Source organism: Methylovirgula sp., assembly GCF_037200945.1.
In the GTDB taxonomy this organism is placed as follows: domain Bacteria; phylum Pseudomonadota; class Alphaproteobacteria; order Rhizobiales; family Beijerinckiaceae; genus Methylovirgula.
The window spans coordinates 3,238,907-3,255,175 of sequence record NZ_JBBCGP010000001.1 but is presented as its reverse complement, the minus strand read 5'-3'; the positions used below and the strand labels follow the sequence as shown (position 1 = coordinate 3,255,175).

Below are 16,269 nucleotides of genomic sequence, written 5' to 3'. Positions count from 1 at the left end.
TTCTATTTCAACGCCGTAGCAATTTTTGTCTGGAATTTCTCGAGAACTTCCGGCGCTTCCATTGCGCTTGCCGAGGGCTTCAATTCGATGCCTTCCCAGCGTGGTAGGATATGGAAATGCAGGTGAAAGATCACCTGGCCGCCGGCGCTTTCATTCGATTGCAGTAAAGTGAGTCCCTCGGCGCCGAGGCTGTTCTTCACAGCGGCCGCGACCTTTTGCACGCGTTTGATGAGTTCGCCCAGTTTATCCGGATCGGCATCGAGAAGGGTGCGGGCAGGGAACTTCGGGATGACGAGCGTATGCCCGTCAATACGGGGCATGATGTCCATGAAAGCGAGCGCGACGTCGTCTTCGTAGACTTTGTAGCAAGGGATTTCACCGCGTAAAATTTTCGCGAAAACGTTGTTGTTGTCGTAAGCCGAGGACATGAATGTTCACTTTGTTGATTGCCGTGCGACGATAATCGAGGTCAGGTGTAGGGCAAAGCTTTCTGGAGAAATACCGTGACTGCAATCGCCATTTAGTAAATGTGACATCTACGTGTATCGTAGACAAAATCGAGTTTCTTTATGAATTCTTCATCATCTTGAGCGTGACGGATTTAGCCCTTCTTGAACGGCGCAAGTTCAGCATATTCAGCGAGCTGTTCATCCATGATGACACGTTCCCGGACAAGGTAATCATCGATCGCCGATGCAAAACGCGTGTCCGCAATATCATGAGCTGAATAGGTGGGCACAGCAGCATAGCCGCGGGCAAGTTTGTGCTCCCCTTGCGCGCCGGCTTCGACCCGCTTCAACTTATGCGTGATGGCATAATCGATCGCCTGATAATAACAGACCTCGAAATGCAGAAACGGGTGTTCCTCGATCGCGCCCCAATAACGGCCGTAAAGCGCATCCGTACCGATGAAATTCAGCGCGCCGGCAATGTAGCGTCCGTTGCGCTTGGCCATCACCAGCAAAATGCGCGGCGCGAGACTCGCACTGATCTCGCTGAAGAAGCGGCGGCTCAGATAAGGTCGGCCCCATTTGCGTGAGCCGGTATCCATATAAAACTCGAAGAACGCATCCCAGTGCGTTTCTTGAATTTCGCTGCCGGTGAGATGCTCGATGCTGATCCCGTCAGTGATCGCGCCCTTACGCTCGCGACGAATCGTCTTGCGCTTGCGTGACGCGAGGTCATTGAGGAAACCGTCGAAATCGGCATAGCCCTTGTTGACGAAATGGAACTGTTGCCCGGTGCGGCGCAGGAATTTTGCCTCGCCGAGTGCCAGCCATTCGGCCTTTGTCGGGAAAGTGACATGGATCGATGAGGCTTCTGTCTCTTCACGCCATTTGCGCAGGCCGAGAATCAACGCAGCCCTTGCAGTCGCGCCGCCTTCTGGCGTCACGAGCAGGCGCCGTCCCGTGACTGGCGTGAAGGGTACCGCGACCTGGAGCTTGGGGTAATAATCGAGGCCGGCCCGCTCGTAGGCATCGGCCCAGGCGTGGTCGAAAACATATTCGCCCATTGAATGGGTCTTGAGATAGGTCGGCGCGGCCGCGAGCAGGTCGCCGCTGTCGTCTTCGACGAGGACATGCGTTGGTACCCATCCGCTTTTGCGCCCGACGGAGTCCGAGTCTTCGAGTGCAGCCAGAAAGGCGTGCGAAATAAACGGATTGAATCGCTCTTCGCCGTCAGATTCCGTCGGCGTTGTCACCACTGGGTTGGCGCAGGCATCCCATTGCGCGGCGTTGATTTCGCGGATTGAGGCTGCGATGCGGATTTTATATTGGAAGGTCATGCTTGCGGATCGAATTCGGTGGCCCATTCTACATCCTTCGCGTCTGCGCCAAAACATCGCCAAAAGCTTGGCAGCTCTGGCGTTTTGCGAAGCCAGCGTCCCATTCTCGTCACCTTTTGGCGTCATTGACGCCCGGGCAGGCCAGTCGCCGGGCGGCGGCGTGGGGTATTTGATGTTGGCCTTTTCGCGCGCACATCCATGCGGCAAACTTTTGCCTCTTCTAGCCGGATTGCTTCTCGCCAGCCTCGTCGCGGGCTGCGCGTCGACGACTGGAATGATGGCGAGCGCTGACGCTGGCCCGCACTCGATTCTGACCTTCGTCTGCTCAACCCGCGATTCCGGTCCCGGCGGCGTCGATACGATGCGGACTGACGGGCCAGCCTATTCCTTGCAGATCCTCAGCATCCCGCCAGATCACCATCCTGGCCAGATCGAACGGCCGGCATTCGGGAGTCCGGATCCGCAGCATCACTTTATGGTCGCCAGCACGCGTGATCTCAGCGAGACCGAATTCCGCAACGAACTTGCTACCGATATTTCCGGCCGCATCGGCTCGAACCGCGATGTGCTGCTTTATGTGCACGGGTTTAACACAGGCTTCGATGCCGCGCGGTTCCGGTTGGCCCAAATCGTCACCGACGGCCGCTTTGGCGGTATTCCGGTGCTTTTCACATGGCCGGCAAGCAACAATTTGTTGGACTACGAGGCGGCGCGAGAAAGCGCGACGGCTTCACGCGACTCACTTGCCAATCTGCTGAAGGATCTGAGCGAGATTCCGGACATTGGCCGCATCCATATTCTGGCCCATTCGCTGGGCACCTGGCTTACCATGGAAGCGCTGCGCCAGCGCGCGATCGCCGGCAGCCCCAGCCTTAATGGCAAGCTCGGCCTCGTGATGCTGGCGGCGCCGGACATCGATCTTTCCGTGTTCCGCTCGCAGCTTTCAGAACTCGATGCATCGCATTTTTCCGTTCTCGTTTCGGCCGATGATCGGGCATTGTCGCTATCGCGGACGCTGGCCGGGGATCGGCCGCGCGTCGGTGCGCTCGATCCGCGCAAGCCATCCGATCGTGCGGCGCTGGCCCGCCTCGGCGTGAAAATTTACGATCTTTCGGGCAAATCCGATGGACTGATCGACCACGATGCCTATGCCGATCTGCCAGACGTCGTGCGCTCGATCGGCGCGCAGATCGGCCGCCAACGCATTCAGGATCAGGACGTCACAGCGGTGCTTGGGGAGCGCCCGGTCGATACGCAGGTTTCGACAGCGCCCCTGCAGCCGTCATCGCAACCTGTTGCCGGCGCACCCGCCGGTTCCAGCACAGGGGGCAACGTGTTGCCGCAAACGCCGCTGCCCGGCACGCTACCGGTGCCCGCATCAGCGACCGCGCATTAAATCGGCTCGCGTTTAATTTTGGCGCGCGGCGCGCCAAAGGCCGCCGCAAAATGCGGTCGGCGACGACCAGAAGCCCTTGCCGCCGGAGCCTTTCATCTGGCCGCCAACATTTGCAATCTGATCAGCTTTGCGGAACGCCAATGAAATCGTGCCGTCGCTCTCGATCCCACCGCTTGCTGTCGCCGCAGGATCGCTCAGCGCAACAATGCGAAAATCGCGAACCGTGAGCGTTCCCACATAGGATGCCGGGCAACTTCCATGGCCATCGGTGGTCGTGATCTCGACGTTGTACGTGCCGTCGAAACCTTGCTGGGCCGTGGCCGTGGCTATCTTGTGGTGGTGGCGGGCCGCTACCGGGCCGGCAAACGCGGCGCAAAGCGCGGCAAAAACGCAGAAGCGAAGCCAGAAGCGTGGCATGGGAAATTCCGATGGGATTGGCCACCGAGCAATTCAACGGCGTTGCCGCGAACTGTTCGCGTGAGCCTTGATGGCAGAGCCCCAGCTTTTGCCGCACCGCGCTCATAAATCAAGAGCTTTGCTTTGCCAGCAAAGCTCATAGGCGCTTAATCACCATCATTCGGGCCACACCAGCCCGGCAGGAAATCCGTTTCTTTGCTTTTGGCGAAACCAAGAGCCTTTTCGATCGCCGACGAGAAATCGGATTCGACGAGCTTGCGCTTGATCCGTCTGCGCAGGAAATCGGCCCAAAGAAATTCGGCGAAGGGCGTCGTGTCTTTGGCGTAGCCACCAGCGCGGCGCAATTCGCCGGCAAGCGAGCGGAATGGATCATCGGCGAGATCGGTGAGCGCCTTCGGCAGATCGGCATAGGTTTTGCGCTGTCCATCCGCATCGAAGGGATGCATCCAGCCGCGATTGTCGAGGAAAACCCAGAAAGCTTCTTGGCTCAGCGTCCGCAGGTCAGCGACGACGTTGACGAGAATGTCTTTGACCTTCTCCTCGATCAGGGCGAGGCCCAGATGGTGATGGTCGATGACGTAATGGCGTTCCTTCGGCCCGAGAATGACCGGGATCATATGTTTGCCGAGGAATTCCGAACCTTTCGAGTCGGCGATTTCCTTCCAGGCTTTGCGCTTTTCTTTCACCTCGCGGTATCCGACGGTGATTTGTGTCGGACGCAAATCGGCAAGGGGAACCGGTTTCAAGAGGGGTTCGCGTACGCTCATCTTACGTCTCTCACTGGTCAGTTGAGTGGCGTGCAACCTAGGCCAGAGTAGGCGCGGCGTAAACTGGGCTGCGCGCTCTCGCGACGCTCAGGGAATTGAGATGTCAGATTCCGCACGAAGCGCGCGGATGACTTTCGGCGAGAGGTCTGCTCGCGTTGGCAGGTGATGATCGCGTTCGAATTGCGTGATGGCCTTGCGTGTGGCGTCGCCTTCGATGCCGTCGGGCTCTAATACAAAGCCCAGTTTCACGAGGGCCCGTTGGACCCCCAAGACGGTCCGGCTCGGCTTTGGCGGAACATCCGAGGTTTGGCTGTCCTCGTGCAGAATCTGGGAGATCGGGTCGGCATGCGGCGCGGCTGGCCGTGACGGCCGTTTGTTATGGGCCGGTCCGGGCGCCTCGTCCTGGCGGATGAATTGGCCGAGAGGGTCTGCATTAGGGGCGGGCGCGACCGGTGCAGCGCTGACGTAAGGCGTTGGTACGGACGCTGACTCTGGAGCTGGAACCACAACGCGCGCGGGCGGGGCCGGCGCTATCGCCGACGCTGCTTCGACCTGGGCCGTCGCATGGCCGAACAATGGTGCAGGGTGGCGTGTCGTCTGCAATTCGAGTGCATTGACCGTAATGGCGACTGCCATCGCGACGAGCAGGGCACCGGCAACGCGATTTGGATAATTCGCGACGCCGCCGAGAAACCGGGCGACACCGATTAGCTTGCTCAGAGAACTTTTCCGCGCGGCGGGTTTTCTGCGGCGCGGTTCGGCGACGAGGAAATCATTGTCGCTGCGGGCGAGAGCTTCACGCAATTTTCTTCACCATCATCTCGTTGCTGAAAACACGTTGATCGTCACTGCGCGAGCGGCGCGGCAAGGTTTCGATTTTGGCCGTGCCGGTCTTGCTCGCTGGCAGACGGCGGCTGTCGAGCGGCAGGCGGACGCTGACGCAGGTTCCACGATCAGGTTCGCTCTCAATCGAAATCGTCCCGCCATGGAGACCGACGAGGCCGCGCACGACAGAGAGCCCGAGCCCCGTGCCCTCGTAAGGCCGATCATACGATGCGCCGGCTTGAAAGAATGGGATGCCGAGACTGGCGAGGTCGTTCTGCGCGATACCGATGCCGGTATCCGCGACCGAGACGATGATGTGGTTGCCATCCGGCCGCAGCTTGATCGTTACACGGCCGCGCGGCGGCGTGAACTTGATCGCGTTGGAAAGCAGATTGAGAAGAACCTGCCGATACGCTCGCTTGTCGCCGATGATCTCATCGATCTTCTCGGGATAGGCGCGAACAAGCTCGACGCTACCCTCGGTCGCCTTGAGTTTCACCATATCGCAGCAGAGATCGATCAACGGCGGCAACGGGAAAGGCTCAGCCCTGATCTCGAACGCGCCCGACTGAATCTTTGACATATCGAGAATGGTATTTACGACGGCGAGCAGATGCTGGCCGGATTTGTGGATGATCGCAGCATATTCGCGCTGTTTGCCGGGCTCCTGCGGGGACAATCCCTCGTCGGACAGAATCTCCGAAAAGCCGATGATCGCGTTGAGTGGCGTGCGCAATTCATGGCTGACATTGGCAAGGAACTGATCTTTCCAAAGATTTGCATCTTCGGCGGTGGCGCGTGCGGCCTCATAGTCCTGCTCGCGCTGCTTGATTTGCGTGATGTCGTGCAACGTCGATACGACGCGCCCCGAGTGCGCCGTTGCATCCCCGGCCTCGGATGAGCAATGCTGTGCGCGCAATTCGATCCAGCGAAAGTCTGAGTCGGCGCCCGCCTCGCCATGCGGACCGGGCGCGCGCAAGCGCAGGGTTGCCGTCGCAATGCGCGACGATGTCGCGGCATCGGAAATCGCTTTGAGAAACGCCGGCCTATCAGCGACGTGGATATGTTCAAAGAGGCCGCGGCCCAGGAGATCGGCGCTGGGCAGGCCGAAAAGATCATAGCAAGCCGGACTGACAAATTCCGCGGTGCCGTCGCTGGCATGATGCACGATCAAGTCGCCGACCATCTCGTAGACCGCGCGATAATAGTCCGAACGTGCGTGAGCCGACGTCTCGCGCCGGTGCTGGAAAGCGACGAGGCCATAGGCGACGAACGTCGCGTAGGCGATCGCCGGCAGTACGAGAGCCGGCGCGTGACCGCTGGCAAGGCTCGAACGGATAAGGATCAGCCCGAGCGCCGCAAGCGCGGACAGAGCTCCGCCGCCGAGTACAAGCCGGGAATTCTGTGAAAGCGCACCCTCAAATGGCGCAAGGACAAGCCAGACGAGAGCGGCTTCCCATGGACCACCAGCCGCTGCAACCGACGCCGCTGCGCCGATGAAACTGGCGATGCAAATCGTCTGTGCCAGCAACAGATTGCCGCTACGCGACAGCAGCAGAACAGCGCCGATCGGGACAATACACCAGACGAAGACAAGGGCATGCCACAGCGCTGGCGCGCCATAGATCGCGAGAAACAGCGGCGCGAGGCATATGACCGTCATCGAACTCGCCAAACGGCGAAGAATGAAGGTCTCATGGCGCAGGCGCTCAGCCGGACGCGGCAGAACGTTTGGATGCACCAGGGAGGTGATCTGCTTCTCGATATTTAACGCAAAACTCAACCGCTGAACTCCGGCTTCCGCGCGACGGCGCAGCAAGCTGCGGGCGCGGCCGCGAAGCGAAGGGGATCGCAACTCGTCTGCGAATCTCCGCCTTTCGACGAAAACAAGTTCGCAGGCGCGTCTTAAGTGAACACTAAGCCACACCATCAAAACGCTGGCAGCGATGAAACGCCCGAGAGGAAGCGCAGCGGCGGGAGACGCGAATTCTCCCGCTATGGTTTAGAAGGTCTTGCCAGATAGCTTCCCGCGCGCTCGGCGAATGGTCATCAAAAGGTAAATCTTGCGGCTCGAATTGTCGTGCCGATAATCGCACGATTTTTATGCGCTCCGGCTAGGGTATCGCATCGGTCGTTCTGCGGCTGCCTGAGACGAGACGAATATGTTCTTTTTGATCCGCTGCGTTTTCTGGCTTTGGGTGGTGTTCAGCACCATCTTTGCGCAGCCTTCGGGCGAGCACGGCACGCCGCATGCGTCGTCGTCCGCGCCGCAAGCCGTGGCTCTGCAGCCGATTGCCTCGAACGCACAAGCCTGGCTCGAGAGGGCCGCAACCAGGGTTGCAGACCGCTGCGGGAGTGCGCCGGCAACTTGCCTTGCCGTCGCCGCGCAGCTCTCCAAATTGGCCGGCAGCGGCATTCCGGCTTCCGCATGGCCGAGCGCGCAGGTCACGCAAATCACGCCGGAAGTTCCACGGAACCCGGATGTGCCTCTGCCACCGCGCCGGCCCCAAAACTTCGCCAGAACGGCCCGGCCGACGCTGGAGAAGACAGCGCGGCATGAATATCTTATGGATCAAGAACGCGCCGAGTTCTGACCCGGCGCAGGCGCCGGATGGATCATGAGCCTCGACGAAATCATCGAAAACTTCAGCTATCTGGACGATTGGGAAGATCGTTACCGCTACGTTATTGAGCTTGGCCGCACGCTCGAGCCAATCGACGAAAGCGCGCGAACCGATGCCAACAAGGTGCTCGGCTGCGCCAGCCAGGTTTGGCTCGAAACTCACGTCGATCACGGCGGGCAGGGAGAGCCGATCCTCAGCTTTCGCGCCGACAGCGACGCGCATATCGTGCGTGGTCTCATCGCGCTGATCCTGGCGCTTTATTCGGGCAAGACTTCTGCGGACATTCTCGCGACCGACGCGGAAGCGCTTTTTGATAAGCTCGGCCTCTCCGCGCATTTGACGCGCCAGCGTACTAATGGCACGCGCTCGATGGTCGAGCGTATCAAGCGCGATGCGCGGCGTGCGGCGGAAGAGACTGTGGCTTAGCTGGACGGATTGGAAGGATTACCGCTTGCGCCGGCGCTGCTGGCCGAGCCCCATCTGTTTGGCAAGGTTGGAACGCGCCTTGGCGTAGTTCGGCGCGACCATCGGATAATCCGGAGGCAGGCCCCATTTCTCCCGGTACTCATCGGGTGACAAATTATACTGGGTCCGCAAATGTCGCTTGAGCGACTTGAATTTCCGGCCGTCCTCAAGACAGATAAGATAATCGTTTGTGATCGATTTTTTGGTCGGTATCGCGGGCTTGGGCGCCTCCGCCACGACGATGGGGTGTCCAGAGGTGACCTTCAACAGCGCCGAATGAACTTCATGGATGAGGCTGGGCAAATCGCTCGCAGGAACGGAGTTGTTGCTGACATAGGCAGAAACAATTTCAGCCGCCAATTCAATGTAGTTTCCAGAATTTATGTCGCTCATTTGCCGGCCCCTGCTTTTAATTTTAAGTCAGCATTGATCAAAAAGTAACGGATGCACCACAGACATCGCGTCGCATCCCCATAAAATCTTTTGAAAAATCACCACAATGCGATTTGTCACGCGACTCTTCAGGAATCGCACGGAGGTGATAAAATGAAAACTTTCACGGCACAACTGCTCGACAGTCTAAGATTATGGAATTCCACCGGAAAACTTAGATGCCCTTACGTCAGCTTCTAACTAGATGGCCGAAATCGCAGGTACGGCCAAGTCTAGGCGTGGAAGGATGCTTTAAGCTCGGCCATTGAATTGAAATGGCGTGTCCCTTCCGCGGATTGTGCCTCGATCGATCCATCGGCGAACATCACGTAGATCGTGCCGTCGGCCTCATAGCGGCCAATGGCCTTCGGCTTGGGTGCTTCCGGTGCGGAAGCTCCGTTTCCTTCAGCAGCGGCAAATTCGGCTGGCGCCGCAGGCACCGGTTCGGCTTCCGGCTCTTGCGTCTCGACTTCGAGTTCGGCCTCCGCTTCGCGGCGCAATAACTCCGGCTCGTCAATGTCGAGATCGTCGAGATGCAGTGGTGGCGGTGTTACCGGCGCCGGTTCAGGTTCGGTCGAGACAGGTTCGGCCGGGGTAGGTTCGGCGGGGATTGCCGGCTCGCGTGGCGGCTCTGGGCGTTGATTGAAACTCGGCCAATTCAAGGAAAAATCGTCTGCCACGCGTTGACGCAATGCGGCGATCGCGGCTGATGGCTCCGTTGTATCTTGTGAACGCTCGAATTGGGGCGTCAACCGTGGCCGTTCTTTTGGGAGCGGGCTCGGGATCACATCCGGCGGGGGCGGTTCCGGCAGTTCGTCCCGCGCGACCTCTTCTTCAAAGAGAGAGGGAGCATCGGCGTCGAACAGCACTGGACCGAAGTCGGGGGCGACGGGCGTTTCGATCGGGGTAACAGACGGCGCTGGTGTTTCCAGGAGCACGGGGCCGGCGGCAGGCCGTTCGACGCCGGCTGCCCAAAGGCGCTGCAAATCTTCGAGGCTCTTGACGACTCCTGCAAGGCCCAAGGTAATCACACCGCCCGTCAGTGCGGTCGTCCCCGCAATGACGCTTGACCACCCGCGCTCGACTTCGATGATGTTCGAGCCGCTGAAGAGGAAATAGCCACCGACCACGATGAGAATCATGCCGAGGACGAAAAGGGCGTATTTCATGATTTCCGCCTCCGTGCTTTAAAAGCCAGCGCGAGCATTTGACTTGGCCTGTCACATTGCCTGTCATCCGTTGTGGTATCGCTAACGGAAGGGAAGGGTCGGCCGGCGGACGTCAGATGTCGCTCAACCACGCTTCCGGTTCGCACCTTTGCCCAGTATAAGGTTGCCGAACCGTCCCGCCTTCCTACCTGACATACGCGGCCCGATCCTTTCGCGATGGGATATTGCGGCCGCCTCATGAGTTTCCCCGTCTCCATGCCAATAAGGAGTAGACATGGCTCTCACGCTTCCCCCCCTGCCTTATGCTTACGACGCGCTACAACCCTATATGTCGCGTGAAACCCTCGAATATCATCACGATAAGCACCATAAGGCTTATGTCGACACGGCCAACAACCTCCTGAAGGACAGCCCGCTGGCAGACAAGCCCCTGGCAGAGATCGTCAAGGAATCACACGGCAAGAATGCGCCGCTTTTCAACAATGCTGCCCAAGCTTACAACCATACCCACTTCTGGCATTGGCTGAAGCCGAACGGCGGTGGCGCAATTCCCGGCAAGCTTGAAAAAGCGCTCGCCGATTCATTCGGCTCCGTTGAAGAGGCGAAGAAGCAGCTCGTTCAGGGCGGCGTCGGCCAATTCGGCTCCGGCTGGACGTGGTTCGCGCTTAAGGACGGCAAAATCGAAGTCATGAAGACCGCCAATGGCGAAAACCCGCTGATCTTCGGTGCAATTCCAATTCTTGGCATCGATGTCTGGGAACATTCCTATTACATCGACTACCGCAATCGTCGTCTCGATTATCTGCAAGCTGTCGTCGATCACCTCGTCAATTGGGAATATGTTGCCGAGCGCTTCGAAACCGGCGAAGCTTAAACTAGGTTTCGCCTGAATTGCGGCGATAAAAGGTCGGCCAAGCATTTGGCCGACCTTTCATTTTGTGTACCTTGGTCGCAACGGCGTGCGTTTTGACTTGGCGCCGAAATAAAAAGATCGTGGTCCTCCGCGATTCGCGGGGGCGGACGCTTGGATGTATAGAAACCTTTTCTCCGTCGCAGTGCTGACGCTCGTTTCGCGCGCGACGGGATTTATCCGCGACGTCATTCTGGCCGCCGTGCTTGGCGCGGGCCTCAATGCCGATGCGTTTGTCGTGGCTTTCCGGCTGCCAAACCATTTTCGTGCGATCTTCGGCGAAGGCGCGTTCAACGCCGCCTATGTGCCTTGCTATTCGCAGATTCTGGCGAAACGCGGCGCCGAGGCGGGGCGCCATTTCGCCAGCCAGATATTCACACTGTTGTTGGCCTCGCAGGTCGTGCTGCTGGCTGCGGCGCTTATTTTCATGCCGCAGTTTATTGATCTTCTGGCGCCGGGATTTCGTGCTGATCCGCAGAAATTCGCGCTCGCCGTGACGCTGACTCGGATCACTTTTCCCTATTTGCTTTTCATCACGCTCGTCACATTGCAATCAGGCACGTTGAACGCGCTGGAGCATTTCACCGCCGCGGCCTCCGCGCCGATTTTGCTGAACGTCGTGATGATCTTCTTTCTGGCATTGGCGTTTCTTTTTCCGAGCGCCGGGGTCGCCGCCGCGGTCGGCGTCACCGTTTCGGGCATCGCGCAATTCGCGCTCACGTTCATGGCGCTGCAGCGGATTGGCCTGCACGAACATCTCGTGCGTGACGTCTGGAATGCCGACGTCAAGCATTTCTTTGTCATCCTCGGCCCGGCGGTGATCGGCTCGGCCGGCGTGCAACTCGCGCTTTTCGCCGATACGATCATCGGCTCGATGCTGCCGACGGGCGGCGTTTCTTCGATCTATTATGCCGACCGCATCTATCAATTGCCGATCGGCGTTGTTGGCATTGCCGCCGGCACGGTGCTGCTGCCGGAAATGAGCCGCCGTCTGGTCCGTGGCGATGCAGACGGCGCTTATCACGCGCAGAACCGGACAATGGCGCTTTCTGTGACGATCGCCGCACCATGCTTCGTCGCCTTCGTCATGATCCCGGAAATCATCATGCGCGGCGTTTTCATGCATGGTGCTTTTAACGAAGCTGATGCGCTCGCCGCCGCCGCAGTTTTGACAGCCTATGGATTCGGCATCGTACCGATCGTCTTGATCCGTTCGGCGGTCGCGAGTTTTCAATCGATCGGCGACACGCGAACGCCGATGTATGTCTCGCTCTTCGCCGTGGCCGTAAACGTCGGCTTAAAACTGCTGTTATTCCATCCGTTCGGCGCCGCGGGTCTTGCCACGGCGACAGCCACGGGTGCCTGGATCAACCTGCTTCTGTTGATGGCGATCGCCTCGCGTCAGGGCCTGATGCGGCTCGATTGGGTGTTCGGCAAAAGCGCGGCGGTGACATCCGTCGCGGGCTTTGCCTTGGCACTTTTTGCTTTGCTCGCTGCTTGGCCGGCGGCCGAATTTTGCGCCCGCCTGCCGCGCTTCCAGAACGAGAGCGAGTTGATTCTGCTGCTTATCGGCGGCGCTTTGGTTTATGCGCCTGTGCTGGGCGCAGGACTTTATGCGACAGGCGTGAGGCTCGGGATTCGCTCGCGGCGTCAGCGAGCCTAGAATTTCCGCGCGACTCCGCGAAGTTTTTCGTCATAGACGACCGCCTTTATCGCGCCGCGCGTGGACCGTGGCGCGGGCTTGACGCCATCCTGATTCCGAATGACGTGGCCGACGGCTTTCTTTCGCTCCATGTCGGTCATCCTTTCCTGCGGCGCTCGCCCGATCTGAAATTTGCCGATGAAATCGTAGAGCTGTGACATTTCCTGTGACACGGAATGGGCGGCTGCGGTCGTCTCTTCGACCATTGTCGCATTCTGTTGCGTCACGCGGTCCATCTCGTTGACAGCGGCGTTGACCTGATCGAGACCAAGTGCCTGTTCGCTGGCGCCCGTTGCGATCTGGCTGACGACATCACTGATGTCGCCGACCTGTGCCATGATTCGTTCGAGCGATTTACCGGTTTCTCCGACAAGCTTCACGCCGTGATCGACTTGCATGCTGGAGGCGGAGATCAGGGCCTTGATCTCCTTGGCGGCATCGGCGGAACGTTGCGCCAGGCGCGAACTTCAGAAGCCACGACCGCAAAGCCGCGTCCGGCATCGCCAGCGCGGGCGGCTTCCACACCCGCGTTAAGCGCAAGCAGATTGGTTTGGAAGGCGATCTCGTCGATGACGCCGATGATCTGATTGATTTGCTGTGCCGATTTGGCGATCGCATCCATCGCGGCGATGGTTTCCTGCACGACGAGGGCGCTTTGCTTGGCGTTTTCATCGGCAGCCAAGACGACCGATCGCGCATGGCGCGCGCCCTCGGCCGACTTCTTGACCGTCGCGGTAATCTCATCGAGCGCCGCCGCCGTCTCCTCAAGGCTTGCTGCTTGTTGCTCGGTGCGGCGCGAGAGATCGTCGGCGGCCGAGGAAATCTCCTGCGTGCCGGAATGGATGGCCTCAGTGCTTCCAGAGACAGCGCCTATCGCGCTTTCAAGCTGTTCTACGGCCGCGTTGAAATCGCCTTTTAATTTAGTGTAGGCGTCTGGAAGATCATCGGAAATGCGATAGGTCAGATCCTTGCCTGCAAGCTTGGTCAAGCCGGCGCCAAGGGCATTGACGGCGTTCGCCGCCTCGCGCTTAACGGTTTCGTTTGCTTGCTGCGCGGCTTGGCGCTGCCCGTCGAGTTCATCGAGATAGACGGAAATGGCGAGGTCCATGTCGAGCATTGCCGCCCTGACGAGCGCGCCCAAGGACTCCGCGACACTTTGGGGGTTGCGCTTCGAGAGTTGCGTCAAGCGCGGCCATTGCTCCTTGACAAGGGCACGGACAAGCTCGGTGAGGACTGCCGCGTAGCCGCCGATATACCAGCGCGGTTCAAGGCCGATGCGGGCATGGGCCTGACCGATGCGCCGGACAGCATTTGTATAATCCGTATCAAAGTTTGCTTCGGCGATCAGCGCCCAATGCTTTTCCTGATGGCTTTGCGCAGCCGCGATGTGACGGTCGTCGCTGAAAAAAGCCCGCATATGCGGCGTGGCGCGGACCTTATCATAGAAGGTGTTCAGGGCGGGGCGGATGGCCTGCGCGAGAACAGGCCTCAAGTCCCGGAGCGCTGTGCGTATCCCCTCGTCGAGCCCCAGAAAATCGAGACGTTCACTCAAACCATCCAGGCTATACGCGGACTCAGACATGGGGCCTCAGATTCCAATGTATTGATTCGCCCTGTATATGACGTGGATTGAGTTCCGCTGTTGATTAGGATCAATATTGTGTCGGAGATCTTTCGTATTGGAAACGTTTTTACCTCATTAAATTCTCATTAATACTTACAACCAGAAATATAGACATCCGCGGCAGAGTTGAAACTTGGTGACATCGAACGTCGTGAAGAGCGCTGCAAAAGACTGCGGGAATCGTCAGGCGGATTGACCTGGAGCATGATTGCGAAAAGTTGCAGACTCTTAGGAGCGTAATGGCGCTTTTGCACCCGCGCCCGCGCGACAGCCTTGAGCAGATGCGATGTCTCGCATCTGCTCAACTTGGAAATTTTAGATCGATGGTTGCGGCTGCGCGGCAATTCCATCGCAGGTCTTAGCGCCTTAGAATAGCCCTTCGATCTGGCCCTTGTCGTCGAGCCGGATGTTCACCGCTGCCGGCACTTTCGGCAGGCCGGGCATGGTCATGATTTCGCCTGTGATCATCACGACGAAACCAGCACCAGCCGAGAGCCGCACTTCGCGCACCGGAACGGTAAAGCCGGTCGGTGCGCCGAGCTTGGTCGGATCGGTCGAGAAGGAATATTGCGTCTTCGCCACGCAGACGGGCAAATGGCCGAAGCCGAGCGCCTCAATGTCGGCGATCTGCTTCTTGGCCGCGGGCTCAATCGAAATATCCTTCGCGCCATAGATATCCTGCGCGATCTTACGCATCTTCTCGGTGAGCGAGAGGTCGTCGGGATAAAGCACCTGGAAGTTGGCTTTGCCGGATTCGGCGAGCTCGATAACCTTCTCGGCGAGCTTGACCGCGCCCTTGCCGCCTTCCGCCCAATGTTTGCAGACGATCGCCTCGGCGCCGAACTCGTCGCGCGAGGTCTTGGCGATGATCTCGAGTTCATCCTCGTGATCGCCGCCGAAATGGTTGATCGCGACGACGACCGGCAGACCGAACTTGCGCACATTGGCGACATGGCGGCCGAGGTTGGCGAGGCCGGCCTTCACCGCCGCATGGTTCTCCTTGCCGAGATCGGCTTTGACGACGCCGCCCTGCGCCTTGAGCGCGCGGAGCGTCGCAACGATGACGGCGGCGGATGGTGCGAGGCCTGCCTTGCGGCACTTGATGTCCATGAATTTTTCCGCGCCAAGGTCGGCGCCGAAGCCCGCTTCCGTCACCGTGTAATCGGCGAGCGCGAGTCCCGCCGTCGTCGCGATCACCGAATTGCAGCCATGCGCGATATTGGCAAAGGGACCGCCGTGAATGAACGCCGGCGTGCCTTCCAGCGTCTGCACCAGGTTCGGCATCAGCGCGTCCTTGAGCAGAACGGTCATCGCGCCCGCGGCTTTCAAGTCTTCCGCGGTGATCGGCTTTTTATCCGGACCATAGGCGACGACAATCTTACCCAACCGATCTTGCAGATCGGCGAGATTGCGGGCGAGGCAGAAGATCGCCATCACTTCCGAGGCAACGGTGATGTCGAAACCGTTTTCGCGCGGATAGCCGTTGGCGACACCGCCGAGCGAGACGATGATCTCGCGCAGCGCGCGGTCGTTCATATCCACCACACGGCGCAGCGCAACGCGGCGTGAGTCGATCGCCGGCTGATTGCCCCAATAGATGTGATTGTCGATCATCGCCGCGAGCAGATTGTGCGCGGCGGAGATGGCGTGGAAATCGCCGGTGAAATGTAGGTTGATCGCCTCCATCGGCACGACCTGGGCATAGCCGCCGCCGGCGGCACCGCCCTTCATGCCGAAGCACGGGCCGAGCGAGGGTTCACGCAGGGCAACGACGCTCTTCTTGCCGACATGGCGCAACGCATCGGCGAGGCCAACCGAGGTCGTTGTCTTGCCTTCGCCGGCCGCCGTCGGGTTGATGGCGGTGACGAGGATGAGCTTCGATTTCGCGCGGCTTTTGGCGCGTTCCTGCGCCTCGGCCAAGAAGCCGAGATCGACCTTGCCGATCTTCGTGCCGTAGGGCTCGACCGCCTCAGCCGGAATGCCGATCTTCTCGGCAATCTTCAGGATAGGTTCGAGCTTGGCAGCGCGGGCGATTTCAATATCGGTGGCCATGGCGGTCCTCGGGTTCGGTCTCGCGCTGGTTGACGCCGCGCAAGTTGTTGATGGCGGAAACTTATAAGCCTTCTTGGGCGAAGCGTGGTCCTGCCGTCAA

14 protein-coding genes and 2 pseudogenes are annotated in these 16,269 nt (G+C 59.3%); 5 read left to right on the top strand and 11 right to left on the bottom strand.

Features of this window, described 5'->3' with window-relative positions; all coding sequences use genetic code 11:
- Positions 1–2: 2 nt before the first annotated feature.
- Both WDN02_RS15865 and WDN02_RS15860 read right to left on the bottom strand, forming a co-directional pair.
- Positions 3–428: an HIT family protein gene (locus tag WDN02_RS15865; protein ID WP_337294405.1), complete on the bottom strand. Its 426-nt coding sequence runs from the start codon at positions 426–428 to the stop codon at positions 3–5.
- Positions 429–601: 173 nt separating this feature from the next.
- A complete protein-coding gene (locus WDN02_RS15860) occupies positions 602–1,786 on the bottom strand; it encodes a GNAT family N-acetyltransferase (protein ID WP_337294404.1) in 1,185 nt (394 codons plus the stop codon).
- A gap of 172 nt (positions 1,787–1,958) precedes the next feature.
- On the opposite strand from WDN02_RS15860, the gene WDN02_RS15855 reads away from it, so the two are divergent.
- Complete coding sequence (locus WDN02_RS15855; protein ID WP_337294403.1) at positions 1,959–3,182, top strand: alpha/beta fold hydrolase; 1,224 nt, start codon at positions 1,959–1,961, stop codon at positions 3,180–3,182.
- 12 nt (positions 3,183–3,194) lie between these two features.
- Here the strand turns inward: WDN02_RS15855 and WDN02_RS15850 are convergent, their stop codons facing one another.
- The 4 genes from WDN02_RS15850 to WDN02_RS15835 form a co-directional block, all read right to left on the bottom strand.
- A complete protein-coding gene (locus WDN02_RS15850; RefSeq protein WP_337294402.1) occupies positions 3,195–3,599 on the bottom strand; it encodes a hypothetical protein in 405 nt (134 codons plus the stop codon).
- 146 nt (positions 3,600–3,745) lie between these two features.
- On the bottom strand, positions 3,746–4,366 hold the full coding sequence (locus tag WDN02_RS15845) for a ParB-like protein (RefSeq protein WP_337294401.1): 621 nt from the start codon (positions 4,364–4,366) through the stop codon (positions 3,746–3,748).
- 87 nt (positions 4,367–4,453) lie between these two features.
- Positions 4,454–5,170: a peptidoglycan-binding protein gene (locus tag WDN02_RS15840; protein WP_337294400.1), complete on the bottom strand. Its 717-nt coding sequence runs from the start codon at positions 5,168–5,170 to the stop codon at positions 4,454–4,456.
- Complete coding sequence (locus WDN02_RS15835; protein ID WP_337294399.1) at positions 5,163–6,974, bottom strand: PAS domain-containing sensor histidine kinase; 1,812 nt, start codon at positions 6,972–6,974, stop codon at positions 5,163–5,165. Before WDN02_RS15835 ends, WDN02_RS15840 begins: the two co-directional genes overlap by 8 nt.
- 379 nt (positions 6,975–7,353) lie before the next feature.
- On the opposite strand from WDN02_RS15835, the gene WDN02_RS15830 reads away from it, so the two are divergent.
- Both WDN02_RS15830 and WDN02_RS15825 read left to right on the top strand, forming a co-directional pair.
- A complete protein-coding gene (locus WDN02_RS15830) occupies positions 7,354–7,785 on the top strand; it encodes a hypothetical protein (RefSeq protein WP_337294398.1) in 432 nt (143 codons plus the stop codon).
- A gap of 24 nt (positions 7,786–7,809) precedes the next feature.
- A complete protein-coding gene (locus WDN02_RS15825) occupies positions 7,810–8,241 on the top strand; it encodes a SufE family protein (RefSeq protein ID WP_337294397.1) in 432 nt (143 codons plus the stop codon).
- A gap of 18 nt (positions 8,242–8,259) precedes the next feature.
- Here the strand turns inward: WDN02_RS15825 and WDN02_RS15820 are convergent, their stop codons facing one another.
- Together WDN02_RS15820 and WDN02_RS15815 are read right to left on the bottom strand one after the other, a co-directional pair.
- Positions 8,260–8,673, bottom strand: a complete 414-nt coding sequence (locus WDN02_RS15820) for a MucR family transcriptional regulator (protein WP_337294396.1) — start codon at positions 8,671–8,673, stop codon at positions 8,260–8,262.
- 272 nt (positions 8,674–8,945) lie between these two features.
- Entirely contained in the window at positions 8,946–9,881 is a 936-nt protein-coding gene (locus WDN02_RS15815) for a sodium/calcium exchanger protein (protein ID WP_337294395.1), read from the bottom strand.
- Positions 9,882–10,155: 274 nt separating this feature from the next.
- On the opposite strand from WDN02_RS15815, the gene WDN02_RS15810 reads away from it, so the two are divergent.
- Together WDN02_RS15810 and murJ are read left to right on the top strand one after the other, a co-directional pair.
- Positions 10,156–10,755 carry a superoxide dismutase gene (locus WDN02_RS15810; RefSeq protein ID WP_337294394.1) on the top strand — a complete coding sequence of 200 codons (600 nt, stop codon included), beginning with the start codon at positions 10,156–10,158 and terminating at the stop codon, positions 10,753–10,755.
- 154 nt (positions 10,756–10,909) lie between these two features.
- Positions 10,910–12,454 carry a murein biosynthesis integral membrane protein MurJ gene (murJ, locus tag WDN02_RS15805; protein ID WP_337294393.1) on the top strand — a complete coding sequence of 515 codons (1,545 nt, stop codon included), beginning with the start codon at positions 10,910–10,912 and terminating at the stop codon, positions 12,452–12,454.
- Here the strand turns inward: murJ and WDN02_RS15800 are convergent.
- The 3 genes and pseudogenes from WDN02_RS15800 to WDN02_RS15790 form a co-directional block, all read right to left on the bottom strand.
- Positions 12,451–13,493, bottom strand: a pseudogene (locus WDN02_RS15800) (methyl-accepting chemotaxis protein); the annotation flags it as partial. The gene murJ and the pseudogene WDN02_RS15800 overlap by 4 nt on opposite strands.
- Before the next feature lie 132 nt (positions 13,494–13,625).
- Positions 13,626–14,075, bottom strand: a pseudogene (locus tag WDN02_RS15795) (protoglobin domain-containing protein); the annotation flags it as partial.
- A 408-nt stretch (positions 14,076–14,483) separates the two neighbouring features.
- Positions 14,484–16,169, bottom strand: a complete 1,686-nt coding sequence (locus WDN02_RS15790; protein ID WP_337294392.1) for a formate--tetrahydrofolate ligase — start codon at positions 16,167–16,169, stop codon at positions 14,484–14,486.
- Positions 16,170–16,269: the final 100 nt, after the last annotated feature.